Annotated in this window: 13 protein-coding genes and 7 pseudogenes; 6 read left to right on the plus strand and 14 right to left on the minus strand. The window is 70.7% G+C overall.

The window, feature by feature from the left end; genetic code table 11:
• Nucleotides 1–45: 45 nt before the first annotated feature.
• The 4 genes and pseudogenes from KAE78_RS03045 to KAE78_RS03055 form a co-directional block, all read right to left on the minus strand.
• Nucleotides 46–1053, minus strand: coding sequence for an ABC transporter substrate-binding protein (locus tag KAE78_RS03045; protein ID WP_262927822.1), 1008 nt, complete (start codon nt 1051–1053; stop codon nt 46–48).
• Nucleotides 1054–1202: 149 nt separating this feature from the next.
• Nucleotides 1203–1637, minus strand: a pseudogene (locus tag KAE78_RS18270) (ABC transporter substrate-binding protein); the annotation flags it as partial.
• Between the two features lie 42 nt (nt 1638–1679).
• Nucleotides 1680–3263, minus strand: coding sequence for a hydantoinase/oxoprolinase N-terminal domain-containing protein (locus tag KAE78_RS03050; RefSeq protein ID WP_223171738.1), 1584 nt, complete (start codon nt 3261–3263; stop codon nt 1680–1682).
• The gene (locus KAE78_RS03055) at nt 3260–4306 is read right to left on the minus strand and encodes a DUF917 domain-containing protein (RefSeq protein ID WP_262927727.1); all 1047 of its coding nucleotides are present in this window, start codon (nt 4304–4306) and stop codon (nt 3260–3262) included. Before KAE78_RS03055 ends, KAE78_RS03050 begins: the two co-directional genes overlap by 4 nt.
• A gap of 142 nt (nt 4307–4448) precedes the next feature.
• Here KAE78_RS03055 and KAE78_RS03060 point away from each other — a divergent pair, with 142 nt between their 5' ends.
• The 3 genes from KAE78_RS03060 (at nt 4449) to KAE78_RS03070 (ending at nt 6544) form a co-directional block, all read left to right on the plus strand.
• Nucleotides 4449–5525 carry a hypothetical protein gene (locus tag KAE78_RS03060; protein ID WP_223171741.1) on the plus strand — a complete coding sequence of 359 codons (1077 nt, stop codon included), beginning with the start codon at nt 4449–4451 and terminating at the stop codon, nt 5523–5525.
• Nucleotides 5526–5554: 29 nt separating this feature from the next.
• Complete coding sequence (locus KAE78_RS03065) at nt 5555–5920, plus strand: helix-turn-helix domain-containing protein (protein ID WP_223171744.1); 366 nt, start codon at nt 5555–5557, stop codon at nt 5918–5920.
• 105 nt (nt 5921–6025) lie between these two features.
• A complete protein-coding gene (locus KAE78_RS03070; RefSeq protein ID WP_223171746.1) occupies nt 6026–6544 on the plus strand; it encodes a type II toxin-antitoxin system PemK/MazF family toxin in 519 nt (172 codons plus the stop codon).
• A gap of 91 nt (nt 6545–6635) precedes the next feature.
• On the opposite strand, the gene KAE78_RS17215 is transcribed toward KAE78_RS03070, so the two are convergent.
• Nucleotides 6636–7526: an amidohydrolase family protein gene (locus KAE78_RS17215; protein ID WP_262927728.1), complete on the minus strand. Its 891-nt coding sequence runs from the start codon at nt 7524–7526 to the stop codon at nt 6636–6638.
• Nucleotides 7527–7711: 185 nt separating this feature from the next.
• A pseudogene (locus KAE78_RS17220) lies at nt 7712–8218 on the minus strand (amidohydrolase family protein); the annotation flags it as partial.
• A gap of 191 nt (nt 8219–8409) precedes the next feature.
• Here KAE78_RS17220 and KAE78_RS19240 point away from each other — a divergent pair.
• Both KAE78_RS19240 and KAE78_RS19245 read left to right on the plus strand, forming a co-directional pair.
• Nucleotides 8410–8979 (plus strand): annotated as a pseudogene (locus tag KAE78_RS19240) (CoA transferase); the annotation flags it as partial.
• A 115-nt stretch (nt 8980–9094) separates the two neighbouring features.
• Nucleotides 9095–9529, plus strand: a complete 435-nt coding sequence (locus tag KAE78_RS19245) for a CoA transferase (RefSeq protein ID WP_411156008.1) — start codon at nt 9095–9097, stop codon at nt 9527–9529.
• On the opposite strand, the gene KAE78_RS17225 is transcribed toward KAE78_RS19245, so the two are convergent.
• The 6 genes and pseudogenes from KAE78_RS17225 to KAE78_RS03100 all read right to left on the minus strand — a co-directional run bounded on the left by KAE78_RS17225 (nt 9450) and on the right by KAE78_RS03100 (nt 16605).
• Entirely contained in the window at nt 9450–10043 is a 594-nt protein-coding gene (locus KAE78_RS17225) for an amidohydrolase family protein (RefSeq protein WP_262927730.1), read from the minus strand. The two genes, KAE78_RS19245 and KAE78_RS17225, sit on opposite strands and share 80 nt — an antisense overlap.
• Nucleotides 10016–10564, minus strand: a complete 549-nt coding sequence (locus tag KAE78_RS19250; protein ID WP_411156009.1) for an amidohydrolase family protein — start codon at nt 10562–10564, stop codon at nt 10016–10018. Before KAE78_RS19250 ends, KAE78_RS17225 begins: the two co-directional genes overlap by 28 nt.
• On the minus strand, nt 10453–11310 hold the full coding sequence (locus KAE78_RS19255) for an amidohydrolase family protein (protein ID WP_411156010.1): 858 nt from the start codon (nt 11308–11310) through the stop codon (nt 10453–10455). Before KAE78_RS19255 ends, KAE78_RS19250 begins: the two co-directional genes overlap by 112 nt.
• A gap of 25 nt (nt 11311–11335) precedes the next feature.
• Nucleotides 11336–12511: pseudogene (locus KAE78_RS19260) on the minus strand (amidohydrolase family protein); the annotation flags it as partial.
• Between the two features lie 16 nt (nt 12512–12527).
• Nucleotides 12528–13172: an FMN-binding negative transcriptional regulator gene (locus KAE78_RS03095; RefSeq protein WP_223171747.1), complete on the minus strand. Its 645-nt coding sequence runs from the start codon at nt 13170–13172 to the stop codon at nt 12528–12530.
• A pseudogene (locus tag KAE78_RS03100) lies at nt 13169–16605 on the minus strand (bifunctional proline dehydrogenase/L-glutamate gamma-semialdehyde dehydrogenase). The gene KAE78_RS03095 and the pseudogene KAE78_RS03100 overlap by 4 nt, the downstream one beginning before the upstream one ends.
• 119 nt (nt 16606–16724) lie before the next feature.
• Between KAE78_RS03100 and KAE78_RS03105 the strand changes: the two are divergent.
• Nucleotides 16725–17498, plus strand: a pseudogene (locus tag KAE78_RS03105) (LysR family transcriptional regulator); the annotation flags it as partial.
• A 132-nt stretch (nt 17499–17630) separates the two neighbouring features.
• Here the strand turns inward: KAE78_RS03105 and KAE78_RS03110 are convergent.
• Both KAE78_RS03110 and KAE78_RS03115 read right to left on the minus strand, forming a co-directional pair.
• Complete coding sequence (locus KAE78_RS03110) at nt 17631–18149, minus strand: hypothetical protein (protein ID WP_223172532.1); 519 nt, start codon at nt 18147–18149, stop codon at nt 17631–17633.
• A 294-nt stretch (nt 18150–18443) separates the two neighbouring features.
• A pseudogene (locus KAE78_RS03115) lies at nt 18444–19552 on the minus strand (CaiB/BaiF CoA transferase family protein).
• Nucleotides 19553–19675: the final 123 nt, after the last annotated feature.

Consider the following 19675-nt stretch of genomic DNA (forward strand, 5'->3'; position numbering starts at 1 on the left):
ACCGGCCCGTACACCCGGGTGCGTGTCGTTGTCATCGTCGGCAGATCACTCGGTCATGCGGATCGTGACCGGCTGGATGTAGTCGGTGATCTCGAAGGTTGCGCCCGACATGTAGGTCGGGCGGATGGTGCCGGTGAGCAGGAACGTGTGGAAGTTCTCCACGACGATCTGCTCCGCCTGCTTCCAGTATCCGCAGGCCTCCTCCTCATTGGCCGCCGAACTGGCGAGGGCGGCGTACCCGAGGTAGTCCTCGTTGCGCGTGCCCATGAAGTTCAGGCCGCCGTCCTCGGGGAAGGCCCCGCCGTAGAAGAGGTTCTGCGTCACCGGGCTGCCGACGCCGATCTGGATCCATCCGGTGTCGTAGTCGAAGGTCTCGTAGAGGTACTCCGACCATGCCGCGCCGTCCATCGCGATGAGGTTCGTCGCGATGCCCAGCTCGTCCCAGTCCTGCGCCACGAGCTCCGCGGCCGAGGCGTGCGAGCTGGATGTGGCGTCGTAGATGAAGTTGATCGACAACGGATCGCCGTCGCGCGAGCGCGTCCCGTCCGCACCGGCCGTCCAGCCGGCCTGATCCAGCAACTGACCGGCGCGAGCCGGATCGGATGCGGGTCGCTCCCAGACCGGGGTCTCGCTGAAGCACGTGAACGGAGCCTCCGTGATCCACGAGGTCAGCTCCACCGGACGACCGCCCGAGACGACCTGCGCCGCATCCTCGTGGTTGTAGCCGAGGATGAGCGCCTCGCGCACGAGCGGGTCGCTGGTGGGGCGATCCGGTCGCTCGTTGAAGAGCATCTGGCCGATCGGGTTGATCGTGCCGGCGTACTCGAAGCCCGCCGCGTCGAGGCGGTCCTGATCCGGTCCCTCGACGGCGGCCGCGTTGAGCTCGCCGGAGATCAGCAGGTTCGCCCGCGTCGACGCATCGGTGACCACGGTGATCTCGAGACCGTCGGGAAGCCCCGCGGTCTCCGAGGTGAGTCCGTCCGGACCCCAGGTGTAGTCGTCACGGGTCTCGAAGGTGTAGCGGCCTGCCGCAACGCCCGTGAGCGCATACAGACCGGTGCCGTTCGATGACGCTTCGAGACTCGCGGGTCGGCGAGACCGGCCGAACCGACCATCCGGATGTTTCCGATGATGCTCGCGAGGAACGGGTCGGGCTGGCCGGCGGTCACCTCGAGCGTGAGACCGGAGCCGGTGGCGCTGAGTCCTGCGGGGAGGACGTCCGAGAGCACCGACACGTTGTCGGGGTCGGTGTGGTAGTTGATGTTCTCCGCCGCGATCTCCGCGTCGAACTCGGTGCCGTCGTGGAAGGTCACGCCCTCCTTCAGCTGGAACGTCACGGCCGTGCCGTCCTCGTTCACCTCCCAGGACTCGGCGAGCCACGGCAGGCGCTCGCCCGACTCGTCCGTGTAGATGAGCGACTCGTAGGCGTAGGTGATGACCTGGATCTCCTGCGGCTGGTTGGCGCTCATCGGGATGATGCTGCCGACCTCCGGGAAGACCGCATGACGGAAAGTCCCGCCCGAGACGGGGTCACCCTCGCCGGATGCTCCGTTCTCGGTGGAACCCGAACATGACGCCATTGTCATCGCGAGGGCGATGAATCCGGCCGCGACCGGTAGTGCACTCCTGCGTTTCATTGCATTCTCCTCAATCGGGTATTGGTGCGTGTGGTGCGGTCTTCATACGGGCGTCGGCGTGGCCGCGCCCAAGTGCGAGAGGGGCCCGGCCGCCTTCACCGCGATGTTCACGGTGGGGCGGGCCGAGTAGGAGATGGAGGTCTCGAGCACGTCGACGACCTCGACCTGGAGCGGATCGGCCCCGGCCTGGATCGCCTTGGCGATCGCGGCCTGCGACGCGGACTCGATCGCGGCCTCGCGGTCCTCGAGATCGGCGATCTGGTCGGCCCGCCCGCCGGCGAGCGAGATCGCCGCGCCGACGGCGTTGGCAACGCCGCCGAAGTCGGGTCGGATCACGTCCCCGATGCCGGCGAGCTGCTCGGGCACGAGGAAGCCGCCGCCGCCGACGACGACGAGGGGCAGATCCACACGGCCCAGCGAGAGTCGCTCGACCGCTTCCTCGAGCTTCGCCGAGGTGATCTCCAGCGCTCCGCTCAGCGCCGCCTTGGTCGACTTCGACAGCGCCGGGAGCGCACGCCCGGTGATGGTGGATCCGGCCAGCGCCGCGGCATCCGTCAGTGTCGGGGTGGAGCCTCCGAACAGCAGCGCTTCGCGATCGATGCGGTAGCCGAGCGACTGCGGACCGACCCGTCCCGTGTCGACATCGACGATGGTGCCGCCGCCGATGCCGACGCTGAGGATGTCCGGCATCCGGAAGTTTGTCTGCACGCCACCGATCTCGCGCGGGAGCGTGGATTCGCGGGGGAAGCCGTTGACGAGGACTCCGAGGTCGCTCGTGGTGCCCCCGACGTCGACGACGATCGCGTTGTCGGTCCCGGAGAGATAGGCAGCGCCGCGGATGGAGTTGGCGGGTCCGGATCCGATGGTGAGGACCGGGAACTGCTCGGCGTAGTCCAGCGACATGAGAGTTCCGTCGTTCTGCGCGAAGTAGGTCTCGGTGTCGAGATCCTGCTCGCGCACGACATCCAGGAGCGCATGTGTCACATCGTGGGCGACGCGGTGCAGCGCCGCGTTGAGCAGGGTGGCGTTCTCGCGCTCGATCAGTCCCGTCGGCCCGATGTCCTGGCTGAGGAAGACGCGGGCGTCCTGCCCGATGTGATCGCGGATGAGCGCGGCCACCTCGAGCTCCTGCTCCGGAAAGGACGGGCTGAAGATGCCGCACACCGCGATCGCATCGTAGGAACCGGCGAGGGAGTCGAGGAATCTGCGCACCCCGTCCCGGTCCAGCGGCGAGATCGGCGTGCCGTCGACCATGTGCCCGCCGCCGAGCATCGCCGCTCCGGCGAGGACGCTGCTCGCGAGATCCTCCGGCCAGGCGGTCAGCGGCGGCCATTCCGTCGCCGCCGGCGCGCCCAGGCGCACCATCGCGACCTTGGCGAGGCTTCTGCGGGCGACGATCGCATTGGTCGCATGCGTCGTGCCGAGCATGACGCGCGAGACCTGCGAGCGCCGGTCTCCGATCTCGCCGAGCACCTGGGCGATGCCCGCGCGGATGCCGCCGATGACATCCTCGGTGGTCGGCTTCTTCGTGCTCGCGATCACCGCTCCTGCGCGATCCAGCACCACGGTGTCGGTGTTGGTTCCGCCGACATCGACGCCGATGGACAGTTCTCGCTCGCGGGTCATCGTGCGCTCTTTCGCTCGAAGGGGATGTAGGGAAGGTCGTAGCCGAAGGCGCCGGGGCCGGCCAGCTCCAGTCCGCGCTCGGTGCGCCACAGCGGATCGCAGGCCCAGGCCAGCACCGAGACGCGCTGACCGTAGCGGAGCATCTCGGTGGAGATCGCGTGCCCGGTCTCGGCATCGACGATCGTGACGAGGTCGGGGACGCTCACGAGCACCTCGCCGTCCTCGAGCACCACCAGGTTCTCGTTCTGCAGTTCGATGCGCTGCAGCCGGCCGCGGTCCGTGCCGGTGCCGGTGATCGTGACCGAACCGCGGACGAAGCCGCCCTCGGTGCGCCGGGCGACATCGGAGATCTTGCCAGTGATGAGCACGGCGGCCTTCAGCTCCTCGGCGACGGCGCTCACCGGCTCCGAGGAGGAAAGCAGCGCATGGCCGGTACGGATCGCCTGGCTGACCGTGCCCTCGATGACGGCACCGGGCGCCGTCTCGGAGGTCAGCAGGTAGTGTGCGCCGAGGCAGATGCCGCCGGCGGCGACGACGCTGGCGCGTGCATGCCGTTCGAGCCACTTGAGATCGATCGTCTTCTTCACGATGACGTTTCCGACGACATCGCACTGCACGGAGAAGTCGCAGGGGATGCCGGCGACGTTCGGCGAGATCATGGTCGCCTCGGGGAAGGCACGCCCCATGCCGTCGGCGTCGAGGATCTTCACTCCCAGCCGGGATGCCCACCCGATCGGGGAGACGCCGTTGCTGCCGCCGATCTCGGCCGGCATGAGCGCGGTGATCTTGCGACCGGCGACGATCTCGGCCTCGCGCAGGAGCGTCTCGGCCTGCGCCGACGAGGACAGCATCTCGATGCCGACGGTGGGTGCACCGATTCCCGACATCATGATCACGGCGTCGTCCTCGGTGAGGTCCTCGACCTGGAGGAGCTCGACAGGGCCGTGCTCGCGCAGGGTGCGCTCGACGATTCGCTCCGCAGCATAGACGGCCCCGCCGCCGCCGGTGCCGAAGATCGCCGCGCCGACTGCGAGCGCCGCCACGTCCTCGGCGGAAACGTGCGTCAGCTTGCGCTGAACGGGGGTCGGAGCAGAGAGGGGAACAGAGGCCATGCATCGACAGTAGAAAGCCCTCTGTCTTCACACAATGTGTTGATAGATTAGAGAAATCTCCTAGATTGTGTTTATGGCACAGTTAACCGTCACAGATCTGCGGCGACAGGCGGATCGTCTGGGCATACGCGCCATCGCCGGCCCTTCCCGAGGCGAACCCATCGAGCGCGTCGAGGTCGTCTCGCTCGACACGCTCGGGCGCCTCCTGCCCGGCACCCTCGCCATCATCTCGGGCCAGGCCTCGCCCGCGCCCTACTTGATCGACGTTGCGGTGCGGCAGGCCAGCGCGCTGCGCCTTTCCGGACTCATCTTCTCCCCGGACTTCGCCCTGACCGAGACAGCCGGAGTGCTCGCGGCGCGCGGCGAGATGCCGCTGCTGGTCTCCACGAGCATCCACGGCACCGAGCTCGCCGTGGCGATCGACCGAGTGCTCAGCGGCGGCGCCGCCGAGAGCATGACCCGTGCGGCCTTCGCGATCGAGAAAGCCGCAGAATGCGCGGCCGACCCGCACAGCACCGCGGACGACATCCTGGCCGCGGCCGGCTCCGCGCTCGGCGCGCCCCTCTCGATGCGCGACGATCCGAACGTCGGATGGACCGACAGCAGCGCCGTCTTCGTCGGCGAGGTCCCGGTCGGCAGAATCGTCGCCGACGACTCGGATGCCGCAGCATCCGTCGCCGTCCCGGTCGTCGCTTCCCTCGTCTCCCGCGCCCTCCAGCGACGCATGCGAGAGCGCTTCGCCCGACGCAGTCGCGGGCCGACCTCATCGTCGAGCTGGTGCTGGCCGAGGCGGCCAGGGTGGATGCCTTCGTGGCCCCGCCGCGCGCCTGGGTCTTCCCCTGCAGCTCTCCCATGCCGCCGCGCTGCTGCGCCCCCGCCATCGCGGGGACCCCGAGCTGTCGCCCCGCACGCCGTGGCGCCGGCGATCGAGCTCTTCGCGCTGCAGCTCGTCGAGGAGCATCCGGAGATGTGGCATTTCGCCCGCATCCAGGACGACGCGCTCATCGTCAGCACGGAGGAGCACGGCGCCGGCGACCACCAGCGGCGCCTGCGGGAGGTCGCCGTGAGCATCCAGCGCTACGCGCAATCGCTCGCCGGCGAGGAGTGGGCCTATACGCTGGGCCTGGGCACTCCGCAGACGGGGCCGTAGGACTGCGACAGTCGGCTGCCGAGGCGCGGGTGTCCGCAGACTCGGCCATCGCGGCCGGCCGCCTCGGCGGGGTCGAGACGACCGATGTCACCGGACTTCGCCGCGTGCTGCTGGACTTCTACGCCTCACCGACGAGCCGCGGTCTCCTGCAGGACGTGCTGCATCCGCTCGACGAGTTGGGCCCTGAGCGCTCGATGACGGCGGTGCGCACCCTCGTGGCCTACCTCAGCACGCAGAACTCCCTGGCCCAGGCCGCGCAGCGCCTCATGCTGCACCCCAACGCCGTGGGGTACCGGATGCGGTGGATCCGCGAAGCCCTGGATCTGGACCTCGACGACCCCGACGTCCGCTTCGCCGTCGAACTCGCCTGCCGCGTGCGGCTGCTCGGCGAGTGAGAGACCCGCAGGGGCGACGACAGGCTCTGTCCGTCTCCGCCAAGTCGGATCTGTGGGGCGGAGAGCATGTAGACAAATACATCTACACAGCCTATCCTGGATAGCATGAGCGATACGACGACGATCCGGGTCAGCCGCACCACCCGCGACACACTCAACGATCTGGCGGCCAGGCGTGGCGAAACTCTGACCGACACCGTTTCCCGTGCCGCGCGGCTGCTCGAGCAGGAGGCCATCGGACGCGACCTCTCCGCCCGCTACGCGACGACGAACTCGCCTGGCTCGATGCTGACGCCGGGTGATGTCGTCGAACTCGACCTCGGCGTACCCGCAGGTGCCGAGGCGGGCCTGCGCAGGCCCGCCATCGTCGTCACCGCCGAGCGGATCCTCCGTGGCGAGCCGAACGTCATCCAGGTGATCCCCCTCACCCGCACGATCCGCAACAGCGGGTCCGAGATCGTCATCGAACCCGATGAGCACAACGGACTCGGTGCCGTCTCCGCCGCGCAGTGCCAGCACATCCGATCTGTCGCCACGACGCGGGTGGGCGAGAGGCTCGGCAACGTGGGCCAGGCCGCACTTCGACTGGTCCGGGACACCGTGACGATCATCATCGACGCCTGAGTCACCGCGCGCGTTTCTTCTTCACCGCGAGGTGTTCCCCTCGTCCGATGTCTCCTGCGTGCCGCCGCCTCCCGACGGTTCGGGCACGCACTCAGAGCCCACGCCAGGTCCAGCGTCCGGCAAGCAGCGTTCCGGAGACGGGGAGCTCCCGAAGCCGCTCGAATCCTGCCCCTGCGGATCGAGGTCGAGAACCGCGAGATCGGCAACATCGCCCACCGATACGGTGGTCTTTCCGCGCATGCTCCCGGCGAGGGCGAGATCGAGGGGATCCGCTGCTCCGGATGCCATGGTTCACGTCCACCCGACGACGGCGTGTGGCGGCATCGATCCAGATCCAGGGATCCAGCGGTGCCACCGGCGCATCGGAGCCGAAGCGCAGCGTCGCACCTCCCTCGTGCAGCGAGCGCAGCGCGAAGGCCCGGTCCGTGCGCCCTTCCCAGTGCCGGTCTGCGACGTCGCGATCGTCCATCGCATGTTCGGGTTGCACGCTCGCGGTGACCCCGAGGGTCCCGAACCGCGCGAAGTCCTCGCTACGGACGAGCTGCGCGTGCTCGATGCGTCCGGCGACCCCGAACTCGGCGAAGATGTCGAGCACTTCGGTATTGGCGCGGTCTCCGATCGCGTGCACGGCCGGGGCGATGCCGTGCGGGATCGCATGGCGCAGAAGGCGCCGCAGCTCCTCCGGCGGGACCGTGGCGACGCCGCAGGGATGCTCCGCGTCCGGTCCGATGCCCGGATAAGGATCCCAGCACCATGCCGTCCGTGTGTTGAGCGAGCCGTCGACGACGACCTTCAGCGGCCCCATCGTGACCAGCCCCCGGGGCTCGAGGACATCACCGGTGCGCAGCCGGGCGGCCACGGCCCCCTCGAGGTACTCGGGCCAGATCGAGGTCTCGACGCGCAGGAGATCGAGACCGGACGCCACGCGCTCGGGCCATTCCGCGACATTGTCGGCGTGCTCGAACTCGACGATGCCGACCACACCGCGCCGCGCCGCCGCCTCCGCGGCCTCCCGGAATCGCTGCGGTGTCGGCGAGCCCTCGTCGCGCAGGTGCGCCGGCGTGCGCAGCCACGGCCCTCCCGCACGAGGCCGCTGGCGTCCAGTGCGTGACCGGTGCGCTCACCGGCCAGGGAGTTCATCCACGCGCAGTGCAGATCGCCGCTGATGAGGATGATCGGGGTCGCGCCGCTGACGGCGTTGAGGGCGGCCAGACTCGGCGCATCCGGCCAGGTCCCGTCGCGGAATCCATAACCGGTGATCATGCGCCCCGGCTCGTGGTCTCCGGATGCCAGCACCTCCTGCACCCGGACGAGCACGTCCGCGGCGCTGCGCGTCTCCGAGAGGTCGAAGCGGGAACGCCGGATCACCCATTGCGTGAAGTGCACGTGCTCGTCCCACAGGCCCGGCGAGAGCACCCGGCCGTCGAGATCCACCGGTTCGGAGGACTCGTCCGCGAGCGCAGCCGGCGGGGCGATCTCGGCGACCCTTCCGTCGACGATGCGCACGTCGCCGACCTCGCTCCTTCCGAGCAGGCGGGCGTTGCGCAGCAGCAGGGACGGCATCCGATCACTCCTGGTTCTCGTGGGGCGTGCCCTCACCCTATGCGGCGGCACGCGCGTCTCGAATGGGTCTGTGCACCACCCTGTTCGGGTTTCCGTGTGTGGAGACCCCATCCTGGCCGGACGCCCACGCGGGTAGCGTGGCGACGAGAGCTTCCCCCGCAGCGTCGCCGCTCTCACTGTCCGATCGAACAGGAGCGTCCGTGACCGACCATCTCGACACCCCGCCGCCCGGCTCCTTCCTGCCGTTGCGCGGCATCCGGGTGATCGACTTCACGCGCCTGCTGGCCGGTCCCTACGCGACCATGACGCTCGCCGAGCTCGGCGCCGACGTGATCAAGATCGAGAAGCCGGATGCCGGCGACGACACCCGCGCGTGGGGACCGCCCTTCGTCGGGGACGACAGCGCCTACTTCCACGCGATCAACCGCGGCAAGCGCAGCGTGACCCTCGACCTCACCCGCGACGACGACCGCGAGCGCGCCCTCGGCCTCATCGCCGAGGCGGACGTCGTCGTCGAGAGCTTCCGCCCGGGGTCGCCGAACGGCTCGGCGTCGGCGCCGACGAGCTGCGGGGCGATTCCCCGGCTCGTCTACGCGTCGATCAGCGGTTTCTCCCCGATCGGTCCGCTGTCGACCGAACCGGGCACCGCGGTGACGGTCGAGGCGGAGTCGGGCCTCATGCAGGTCACCGGCTACGAGGACGGCGGGCCGGTGCGCTCCGGGGTCGCGATGGTCGACATCGCCACCGGGATGTCGATGATCAACGGCGTGCTCGCCGCCCTCCTGGAGCGCGAGCGCACCGGCCGGGGCCGGCGGATCGAGGTGTCGCTGTTCGCGACGGCGCTGAGCTCGCTGGGGACGGTGATCGCCGCGTCGACCGCCGGCGGCCCGGCCCCGCGCCCTGGGGCAGCGCGCATCCCTCGATCGTGCCCTACCGCGCCTTCCCGGTCGCGGACGGGCACGCGGTGCTCGGGCCACCAACGACCCCATGTTCGTGCGGCTGGCCGCGGCGCTGAACCTGGAGGAGGAGCTCGGCCGTGCGGAGTGGACCCGCAACGAGGGACGCGTGCGCGACCGCGACCGCCTCGAAGACCTCTTGGCCGCCCGGCTGGCGGAGCTCGCCCTCGACGAGGTCGTGGAGCGGCTCCAGGCGCATCGGGTGCTGGTCGCGCGCGTGCGACGCGCCGACGAGGCGGCCCGCGGCGAGCAGGCCGAGGCGATGGGGATGGTCTACGAGGACGACGGTGTGCTCATCGCCCGCTCAGCCTCGGCACGAACGGAACTGTGCCGCTCGGGCCGGCACCGCGTCTCGGCGAGCACAACGCGGATCTTCTGGGCTCGGTTCAGCGCTCGTAGACCAGCTCGCCGCGGATCCAGGTCTGCGCGGCCCGCACCGCGGAGATCTCCTCCTCCGCCACGGTGAACAGGTCCCGGTCCAGCACGACGAAGCTCGCATCGAAGCCCTCAGCGATGCGCCCCACGCCCTCGAGCGGTGAGAGCGTGGCCGCTCGGCCGGTGTAGAGCAGCACCGCCTGCGCGGCGGTGATGGCGGCATCCGCCCCGAACTCCACACCGTTGTAAGCGCGGCGGCGCACCGCGGCCTCGATCGAGAGCATCACATCATCCGCCCCGCTCCACGCCGTCGCCGGACGATCCGAGGACAGCGCGAGCGGCCCGACCGTGCGATAGAGACGCTCGATCGGATAAGCATCAGCAAGCTGCACCTCGTGCAGCGCGGTCTCGTAGCCGTCGTACTCGGCGAAGAAGAACACCGTGTGCGTGGCGACGCCGAAGCTCATACGGGCATCGCGCAGACGGGCGGCATACTCCTCGCTGATGATCGTCGCATGCTCGATCCGCACCGAGGGGATCCCGTCCAGCCAGGGGTCTTCGTCGGCGAAGAGCTCCATCACCCGGTCGAGGGCGCGGTCGCCCATCGCGTGCACCGCGAGCTGCACGCCGTTGCGTCGCGCCCAGGCCCCGCGGCGAGAACGTCCTCGTCGGAGGCCACACGCAGTCCGTGGTCGCAGGAGTCCGGGTAGGGCTCGTGCACCCAGGCGGTCCGGTTCGAGTAGGCGCCGTCGAGCACGACCTTCACGCCGGCGACGCGGATGTCGCCTTCGCGGTCGCCCGGGGCGAGGTCGGCCAGCGGCTGCTCCGGATCCCACCCGGGGTAGAGCGCGACCTTCGTGCGCAGGCCCGCCGCCGCGGCGGCACGGAACGTGCCGAGGGGGTCGTCGATGCGCGTGGAGAGCAGGTCGCACACCGCGACGATCCCGCGGGAGGCGAGCTCCTCGCCGATCGCGAGGAGGGCGGCAACCTGCTCCTCGCGCGAGGGTGCGGGCATCACGCGCGTGACGGCGGCGGTGGCGGCGATCTCGGTGAGGACGCCGTTGGGCTCGCCATCGGCGTCGCGCTCGAAGCGGGCTCCGCTCGGATCGGGCGTGTCCGCCGTGATCCCGCGAGCTCCAGCGCGCGCGTGTTGCACACGGCGGAGTGCGCATCGCAGCGCCAGACCATCACCGGCTGATCGCGGGAGACCCGGTCGAGATCGGATGCCGTCGGCATCCGCGCTCCGGGGTACTTGGTCTCGTCGAAGCCGCGGCCGAGGATCCAGGCGTCCGGGCCGGCGCCGAGGGCGGGATGGGTGCGCAGCGCGGCGAGGAGCTCCTCGACCGAGGTCACCGCCGGCGGGAAGCACTCCACCGAGTGCCCGTTCGCGATGACGAGCGCCGGATGCGTGTGGCTGTCGATGAGGCCCGGCAGCACGGTCCGCCCGCCGAGGTCGACGGCCTGCTCGTGCGCGACCGTGTCGGCGTCGCCGATCCAGGTGAATCGCCCCTCCTCGACGCGGAAGGCGGAGACGAAGTCGTCCTCGCCGGTTCCCGTGAAGACCTTCGCGTTGGTGAACAGCGTCCCGATCTCCGGCGCGCCGCTCACAGCGACCGCCAGGTGAAGCGGCCGCCCAGCAGCGTCGCCGACACGGGCATGTCTCGCAGCTCGTCGCGCGTGCAGGCGGCCGGATCCCGATCGAAGACGACGAGGTCGGCGGGCGCTCCCACCGCCAGTCGCGTGCGACTGCTGGACTCCATCGCGACCCCGAGGTCGAGGCGCTGCTCCGGGTGCCAGGGTTCGCGGTCTCCGCGACTGCGCACCGTGGCCGACGCGAGGGCCTGCCAGGGTCCAGCGGCGAGACGGGCGCATCCGAGCCCAGGCGCAGCGCGGCGCCCGCGCGATGGAGGGAGCCGAAGGCGAAGGCGCGGTCGGTGCGCCCGGCCCAGAAGCGGTCGGCGACGTCGCGGTCGTCCATGGCGTGCTCGGGCTGGACGCTGGCGATCAGTCCGAGCGGGGCGAAGCGGGCGAAGTCGTCCTCGCGCACGAACTGCGCGTGCTCGATGATGCCCTGCATGCCCAGCGCGCCGAAGACGTCGAGCACCTCGGAGTTGGCGCGGTCGCCGATCGCGTGGACGGCCGCCTCGATGCCGGCGCCCCGGGCGCGCTCGAGCAGGCGCCGCAGCTCCGGCATGGGCACGCTCTCCATCCCGCAGGCGTGCGGGTGCGAAGGATCCAGCCCCGGATAGGGGTCCCAGCACCAGGCGGTGCGCGTGTTCAGCGAGCCGTCGACGACGACCTTGAGCCGGCCCATCTGCAGCAGCCCGCTGTCGTGGAGCACATCTCCGGTGCGGAGACCGGCGGCGATCGTCTCCTCGAGACGATCCGGCCAGACGGCCGCGTCGACGCGCAGGCTCGTCACCCCCGCATCGATGCGCGTCCGCCAGTCGCCGAGGTTGTCGGCGATCTCGTACTCGACGATCCCGACGACACCACGGCGCGCGGCGGCATCGGCCACCTCGCGGTAGGCGGCCGGAGAGAGGTGCGCGACCTCGTCGAGGCGGTGCTGCGCCCGCATCCAGTCGCCCTCGAGGATCAGGCCCGTCTCGTCCGGCGTCATGCCCAGTCGGGCCGCGCCGGCCGAGTTGACCCAGGCGCAGTGCAGATCGCCGCTGACGAGGACGACCGGGTCGTTCGGTGCGACCGCGTCGAACGCCTCGAGCGACGGCGGCGCGGGCCAGAGCCCGTCGCGGAAGCCGTAGCCGATGAGCACGCCGTCGGTGCGCGGCGCGTCGCTCTCGAGCGCACGGCGCACCACCGCGAGGACCTCGTCGGCGTTCGCGGTTCCGGTGAGGTCCAGCCGCCTGCTGCGGATGACCCACTGCGTGAAGTGCACATGGGCGTCCCACAGCCCCGGTCCGACGTAGCGGCCGTCGACATCGACGACCTCGCCGGCGGCATCCGATCGTCCCGGAGGGGTGATCTGCGCGATCCTCCCCTCCTCGATCACGATGTCGACGAGGGTCTGATCGGCACGGCGCGCGCCTCGCAGCACGACGGAGGGCGTGGTCATCCGGATCCTTCCGAGGTCAGGAGTGCGGTGCGGTCTGCGCCGCGTGCACCTGGGTCATCCGCGCCGCGAGGGCATGGTTCTCATAGGGCCCGGAGGCGCGCAGCGCCGCGACGATGCGCTCGACGACCTCCCGCGGCTTGTCCTGGCTCATCTTCTCCTTGGCCTCGAAGCGCTCCACCCGCAGCCGGAACCCGACCGTGCCGTGCACGATGCGCGCGGCGTAGTCGGCGTTCTCGAGCGTGCGGTTCATCAGGAAGGGCTCGGGCAGCTCGCGCTCGAAGTGCTCGACGAGCTTCTCCAGCACGTGCAGGTTCTCCTCGTCGGAGAGGATCTCGGGCGTGCCGTAGAGGTGGGCGACGGCGAAGTTCCACGTGGGCACCGCCGGCGACATCTCGTACCACCCGGGTGAGACATAGCCCTGCGGACCATAGACGACGACCATCGTCTCGTGCCGGCCGAGCTCGTGCAGGCCCTCATCCGGCCTGCCGACGTGACTGACGATCGAGAGGGACCGCTCGTCGTCCTCCAGCAGCACCGGGTAGTGCGATGCGACCAGACCCCGACCGGGCACATGCGTGACGATCGTCGCCCAGGGATTGTCGCGGATGAGGGCGCGGATGTGCGTGGCGTCCTCGACGGCGTAGTCGGGGTTCGGCCTCATGCAGTCCTCCTGGCGGGCTCCAGCAGCCCGATCTCGTAGCGGTGGGGCGTGCCGAAGCGGTGGGCCGTGATCGACACCGCCTGCTCTCGCACGAAGGGCAGCATCTCCACGCGGCCGGCGGCGACGACCTGACCACCGTACACGGCCACCGCGGGAGAGCCCCCGGTGTGCGCGGCCACGCCTGCGACGTCTCCGCCGATGAGCCGGATGCGGCCCCCGGTCTCGGCGAGCGCGGCGGCACGGCGGCCCCACGCGGCGGCGTCTTCGACGTGGTGCGCGACGCCCTCGCCGGTCAGCCATGCGCTCACCTGGCGGGCAGTCTCTCGGCGACGCTCACCGTCACCGCGGCACCCGTGCGGACACCGGCGGCGACGACGCGGAGAAGCTCGACGACGCGATCGCCCTCGAACCGCACGGTGACCGGCAGTGCCTGGTAGCGCAGCGCATTGTGCTCGGTCTCGAGCCCCGTCGCATCGCGCACGGCGCCGAACTCGTCCCGCCAGGCGGCGACGTCCGTCGAGAGCGCGGAGCGCAGCCAGCGGGCGTCGGCTTCGTCGCTGCCGAGCGCGGCGCGGAGGACGGATGCCGTGAGGGCGTCGCCGTCAGCATCCGGCGCCTTCACCTCGGCGTCCTCCCACGTGGAGAGCCCGAAGAGGTAGCTCGGACCGCCGGCCTTGGTGCCGGCGCCGACGGCGGCCTTCTTCCAGCCGCCGAAGGGCTGGCGTTGGACGATCGCACCGGTCGTGCCGCGGTTGACGTAGACGTTGCCGGCCTCGACCGCGGCGAGCCAGGTCTGGATCTCCCGCTCGTCGAGGGAGTGCAGGCCGGAGGTGAGGCCGTAGTCGATCGCGTTGACCAGCTCGATGGCGTCCTCCAGCGTCGCGGCGGTCATGATGCCGAGGACGGGCCGAAGTACTCGGTGAGGTGGTAGGGCGAGCCGGGGCGACGTTCTCCTTGACGCCCGGGCTCCACAAGGCGCCGTCCGCGTCGAGCTTCTGCGGCTCGATGACCCACTTCTCGCCGGGCTCGAGAGTGGTGAGGGCGCGCTTCAGCTTGCCCTCGGCCGGCCCGATGAGCGGGCCGATGCGGCTCGGGCCTTCCCAGGGCATGCCGACCTGGTAGGCGCCGACGGCGTCGATGAGCTGGCGGCGGAAGCGCTCGGAGGTAGCCACCGACCCCACGAGGATTACGAGCGAGGCGGCGGAGCACTTCTGGCCGGCGTGGCCGAAGGCCGAGTAGGCGACGTCCTTGGCGGCGAGGTCGAGGTCGGCGCTGGGGTGACGATGATGGCGTTCTTGCCGCTCGTCTCGGCCAGCAGCGGCAGATCGGGGCGGAAGCTGCGGAAGAGCTCGGCGGTCTCGTAGCCGCCGGTGAGGATCAGGCGCTCGACGGCCGGGTGACTGACCAGGCGCGTGCCGAGGTCGCGGCCGTCGAGCTGCACGTAGTGGAGCACCTCGCGCGGGACGCCGGCCTCCCACAGCGCCTCGACCATGACGGCGCCGGAGCGGCGCGCCTGCCGGGCGGGCTTGATGATGACCGGGGAGCCCGCGGCGAGCGCGGCGAGCGTCGATCCCGCGGGGATCGCGACCGGGAAGTTCCACGGAGGGGTCACGACCGTGAGTCCGACCGGCACGGGGCTGGCGCCGTCGACCTCGTCGAGCGCGATGGCGCTCTCGGCGTAGTAGTGGGCGAAGTCGATCGCCTCGGAGACCTCGGGGTCGCCCTGCTCGACGATCTTGCCGCACTCCGAGCCCATGACCTCGAGGAGCTCGCCGCGGCGGCGCTCCATGATGTCGCCGGCGCGGTGGAGGATCTCCGCCCGACCCTTCGCGCCGAGCTCCCGCCAGGCGGCGCCGGCGGCCACCGCCGCCTCGATGACCTGGTCGACGGCCTCGACCGTGGAGTGGGTGTTCGCCTCGACGGTGTCGTTGCCGAGCGTCGAGTCCTTCATGCGGGAACGGATGGCGCCTGCCCAGAGCCGGTTCGCAGCGAGACTCGGGTCGCTGTCGGGGGTGTTCTCGAACCCGCCGCGCGGGGCGGGCTCCGGCGCCGCGGAGCGGTCCTGCCGGCGATTCGGCTCCGGCACCTCGGTCGGCATGGTCTCGATCGAGGCGAGGAAGCGGTCGCGTTCGCGGGCGAACAGCGCCGGTTCGTCATCGAGGTCGAAGACGGCCGACATGAAGTTCTCCTGAGAGGCGCCCTCCTCCAGGCGACGGATGAGATAGGCGATGGCGACGTCGAACTCCTGCGGGTGCACGACGGGCGTGTAGAGCAGGAGCGAGCCGACCGTGCGGCGCACGACCTCCGCCTGCGCCGAGGCCATGCCCAGCAGCATCTCGAACTCGACCCCGTCGGTCGCTCCGCGCTGCTCGGCCAGGAGCCAGGCGAGGGCGATGTCGAAGAGGTTGTGACCGGCGACGCCGATGCGCACGTTCGCGGTGTGCTCCGGACGCAGCGAGTAGTCCAGGACCGCCTTGTACGACGCATCCGACGCCTGCTTGGAGTGCCAGGTCGCCAGGGCCAGCCGTGGGTCTCGGCGTCGACCTGCTCCATCGGCAGGTTCGCGCCCTTGACCACGCGCACCTTGATCGGGGCGCCGCCGGCGGCGACGCGGGCCGCCGCCCACTCCTGCAGGCGGATCATCGCGGCCAGGGCGTCAGGCAGATAGGCCTGGAGGACGATGCCGGCCTCGAGGTTCCGGAACTCCGGCTTGTCGAGGATCGTCGTGAAGACCGCGAGGGTGAGGTCGAGGTCCTTGTACTCCTCCATGTCGAGGTTGATGAACTTCTCGCCGGCGGCCGCGATCGTGTAGAGCGGGCTGAGTGCCGCCACCGCATGCTCGACGGCCTCTTCGAACGCCCAGGGCTGTGCGGAGCGACGGTCGAGGAGACCTTGATCGAGACGTAGTCGACGTCGTCTCGGGTGAGGAGCCTGCGGGTGCCCTCGAGGCGTCGGGCGGCCTCTTCCTGCCCGAGGATCGCCTCGCCGAGGAGGTTGATGTTGAGCCGGACGCCGTCGTCCTTGCGGATGTGGGCGATGGCCTTTCCGAGCTTGGCGTCGGTGGCGTCCACGATGAGGTGACGGACCATGCCGCGCAGCACCCGGCGGCTGATCGGGACGACGATGCCCGGCAGGATCGGGGCGACGAAGCCGCCGAGGCCGATGAGCGTGCGCAGCGTCCACGGCAGGAAGGCCGGGGTCAGCGGCACGAGGTCGCGGAGGTTGCGGGCGGCGACGCCGAGGTCCTCCGGACGCACGACGCCGTCGACGAAGCCGACCGTGAAGGCCAGGCCGTTCTCGTCGCGGAGGACGCCGGCGAGACGTTCCGCCGCCTTGTCGACGGGATCTCGCGGCTCTCCTCGAGCCAGCGCTGGACGAGGGCGACGGCGTCGTCCGCCAGCTCGGTCATCTGGTCGGAAACGATCATCGACATGGGGTCTCCTTGCTGAAGGGCACGCCTGTCGTGCCGGGGCGCTCCTCCCAGTGTCCTCCCGGTGATACTTTATGAAAAGCGCACGTAAACGATGATGACCGTTCGGTTTCATCGAATGAATGGAGGATGCCGTGTTCGAGCTGCGACGCCTGCGCCTGCTGCATGAGCTCTCCCTGCGCGGCACGATCGCGAGCGTCGCCGAGGCGCTCTCCTACAGCCCGTCCACGGTCTCCCAACAGCTCTCCCAGCTCGAGCGCGAAGCCGGAGTGCCGCTGCTCGAGCCCGTCGGGCGCCGTGTTCAGCTCACCGACCACGGACGGCGCCTGGCCGCCCATGCCGCCCGCATGCTCGAGCTCGACGAGGAGGTCCGCGCCGACCTCGCCCGCGCCGGGCACTCGCAGGTCCGAGTGCGGATCGCGGTCATGCCCACCGCGGCCCACGCCCTCGTGCCCGCGGCGCTGACCAGACTCGCCGCCGATGCCCCGGGCTGCGCCTGGAGGTCGTCGAGATGGCGCCCGAGGAGGCCCTGTTCGAGCTCTCGGCACGGGCCTTCGACCTCGTCGTGGCCGAGCAGTACCCGGGGCAGGCGCGCGAGTACGGCGAGGGCGTCGAGCGCACCCTGCTCGGGTGGATCCCATCCGGATCGCCGTGCCACGGGAGACCCGGCCCAGCATCTCAGCGACCTCCGCTACCGCGAGTGGATCCTCGAACCGCGCGGCGCGGCCGTGCGCCAGTGGGCGGTGCAGCAGTGCCGCGGCGCCGGCTTCGAACCCGATGTCCCCTACGAGGCGACCGATCTGACGGCGCATGTGCGCCTGGTCGCCGCCGGCCACGCCGTCGCGATGCTGCCCGATCTCATCTGGAGCGGAGACCGCGCGAGCGTGAAGCTCATCGACCTGCCGGGCCCCGGTGCGCGAGATCTTCGCGGCCGCCCGCTCGTCCTCGCACGGAAGTGCGGCGATCGAGAGCGTGCGGACGGCGCTGGCCGAGGCCCTGGCCACGCACGTCGCACGGTGAGCGGACGGTCACGTCCAGGACACCTCGGCGGTCGCCAGCACGACGTCCTCGTCGTCGAGCGCCGTGACGCGGGTCGTCCCGGCATCCGTCGATCCGGCGAGCCGGATGCGGCGATCCACCAGCACGGGTGCGATCGCCCGCACCGTCAGCGTCGCCGGCATCCGACCGGGCGCATGCCGGCGGGCCGCGTCCATCAGGAGGATGCGCGTGAGCGGCCCATGCACGAGGAGGTCCGGCAGGCCTTCGACGTCGCGCGCCCAGGCACGGTCGTAGTGGATGAGGTGCGTGTTGAAGGTGAGCGCGGAGAAGCGGAAGAGCTGCCGGGCGTCGAGGACGAGCTCATCGACCCAGTCGGCCTTCGCCGCGGCCTCCGCATCGGTGCGCGGCGGGCGCACCGGCGCGGCGGGGTCCGCCGCCTCGAGGAAGACGTCGTGCCAGACGCTGCGCACCGCGACCTCGCCGCCCATGGCGAACTCGCGCTCGATGTCGGCGAAGACGAGGCGCCCGGTCGATCCGGCCTTCTCCACGACGGGGCCGGCGGTCGCGGTCTGCGTGACGGCGTCGCCGATGTGGATCGGATGCAGGAACGCGGTCTCCTCGCCGCGTACATCCGTCGCGGCAGGTCGATCTCGGGCAGGACGCCGTCACGGGCCGGGGTGCCGTCCGGACGCAGATCGGCCATGGCGACGGCGAAGGGGAAGAAGAACCCTCCCAGCCGGGCGGCAGCGCATCGCCCTCGGCGCGTGCCGGCTCGGCCGCGGCGAAGGTCCCGCGATAGGCCTCGACCGTCGCGGTGAGGATCTGCTCGGTGCGCACGACGCTCACGGCAGCACTCCCGCGCCCCGCAGTTCGGCGATGCGCTCGGGACTGTAGCCGGCGAAGGTCGTGAGCACCTTGTCCGCATGCTCGGCGAGACGGTTCGCCGTCCGTGCAGGGGTCGCCGGTGTCGCGCTGAGCTTGATGGGCTGGCCGAACATGCGCAGCGTGCCGAGATCGCCGTAGTCGGCGCTGACGATCATGTCGCGCTCGGCGGTGCCCGGATCGTCCACGACCTCGCCGATCGTCTTGATCGCCGTGAGGGGACGACGTCGCCGGCCAGCTCCTCCAGCTCCGTCTTCGTGCGGCCTGTGAGCCAGCCCGCGACGATCGGCTTCACCCGCCGTTCGTACACCTCGGGGTCGAAGCGCTTGCGCATCGTGTCGATCTCGGGGTCGTCGGCGACCTCGGGTGTGCCGAAGAGCACGCAGCTGGCCCGCCAGAGCTTGTCGGTGTAGGCGCCGAAGAAGACCTGCCCGTCGGCGCAGTCGAACAGTTCGTAGGGGCGGACCCAGGCGTGCTCGTTGCCGGCCGGAGAGGCGACCTTGCCGCCCAGGGTGTAGTCGACCACGGCGGTCTCGGTCAGGGCCAGGATGCTGTCGACCTGGGCGACGTCGACGAGCTGCCCCTCGCCCGTGCGCTCGGCGTGCCGCAGGGCCGCCAGCGTCCCGATGACGGCGAACAGGGTCGCGGAGAGGTCGCCGATCGTGACACCGACCCGCACGGGCGGCTGACCGGGGTAGCCGTTCATCGACCACATGCCGCCCGCGGCCTGAGCGGTGTTGTCGAAGGCGGGTCGGCGACTGCGCGAACCGGTCTGCCCGTAGCCGGAGATGGCGACGTAGACGAGCTTGGGGTTGATCTCGCGGAGCACGTCGTAGCCGACGCCGAGCTTGTCCATCGTGCCCGGGCGAAAGTTCTCCACCAGGATGTCGGCCGAACGCACGAGGTCCTTGAGCACCGCGGGTCCCTCCGGCGTGGCCAGGTCCAGCCCGACGCCGAGCTTTCCCCGGTTGTACTGGGCGTAGTAGGCGCTGAACTCCTCCTCTCCGTCGCTGAGGTAGGGCGGGAAGCCGCGGGAGACGTCGGGGTCGCGCGGATTCTCCAGCTTGATGACCGTCGCGCCGAGGTCGGCAAGCGTCTGGGCGGCGTAGGGCCCGCCAGCACGCGGGACAGGTCGAGGACCACGACCCCGGTGAGCGCTCCGGGTGAGGGCTGGGCGTTCTCGTTCATGTCG

Origin of the sequence: Microbacterium sp. NIBRBAC000506063 (assembly GCF_017968845.1) — a bacterium.
Lineage (GTDB): Bacteria > Actinomycetota > Actinomycetes > Actinomycetales > Microbacteriaceae > Microbacterium.

Excerpts from the sequence above, each read along its gene's own strand:
- KAE78_RS03050 (WP_223171738.1), bottom strand. The coding sequence starts at position 3,263 with ATGACCCGCGAGCGAGAACTGTCCATCGGCGTCGATGTCGGCGGAACC.
- KAE78_RS03060 (WP_223171741.1), top strand. The coding sequence starts at position 4,449 with ATGGCACAGTTAACCGTCACAGATCTGCGGCGACAGGCGGATCGTCTG.
- KAE78_RS03070 (WP_223171746.1), top strand. The coding sequence starts at position 6,026 with ATGAGCGATACGACGACGATCCGGGTCAGCCGCACCACCCGCGACACA.
- KAE78_RS19245 (WP_411156008.1), top strand. The coding sequence starts at position 9,095 with ATGTTCGTGCGGCTGGCCGCGGCGCTGAACCTGGAGGAGGAGCTCGGC.
- KAE78_RS17225 (WP_262927730.1), bottom strand. The coding sequence starts at position 10,043 with ATGGGCGACCGCGCCCTCGACCGGGTGATGGAGCTCTTCGCCGACGAA.
- KAE78_RS19255 (WP_411156010.1), bottom strand. The coding sequence starts at position 11,310 with ATGCGCCCGTCTCGCCGCTGGACCCTGGCAGGCCCTCGCGTCGGCCAC.
- KAE78_RS03095 (WP_223171747.1), bottom strand. The coding sequence starts at position 13,172 with ATGAGGCCGAACCCCGACTACGCCGTCGAGGACGCCACGCACATCCGC.